Source organism: Buchnera aphidicola (Pemphigus obesinymphae) (assembly GCF_026122815.1).
Lineage (GTDB): Bacteria > Pseudomonadota > Gammaproteobacteria > Enterobacterales > Enterobacteriaceae > Buchnera_C > Buchnera_C aphidicola_BJ.
This window is the reverse complement of record NZ_JAIWQW010000109.1, coordinates 1-336: the sequence shown is the minus strand read 5'-3', so window position 1 is coordinate 336 and position 336 is coordinate 1. Positions and strand designations below refer to the sequence as shown.

Annotated in this window: 1 pseudogene; it reads right to left on the bottom strand. The window is 29.5% G+C overall.

Features of this window, described 5'->3' with window-relative positions:
- Positions 1–336, bottom strand: a pseudogene (locus tag LDP10_RS03335) (signal recognition particle protein); the annotation flags it as partial.

Genomic DNA, 336 nt, shown 5'->3' with positions numbered 1-336 from the left:
GATTTTCTTTTTTTCGTATATGCTTCAACATTTTCTATAAGAGATAATATATCTCCCATACCAAGGATACGAGATGCAATTCTATCTGGATAAAATGGTTCTATAAAATTTAATTTTTCTCCTGTTCCTATAAATTTAACTGGTTTTCCGGTAATAAATCGTATAGACAATGCTACTCCTCCTCTGGTATCACTATCCATTTTAGTTAAAATGATACCCGATATAGGTATAATATTATTAAATACTGGTAGTATATTCATACTGTCTTGGCCTGTCATAGCATCAATAACGAGTAATGTTTCTATTGGTTTTATATTATCATGCATTTCTTTGATT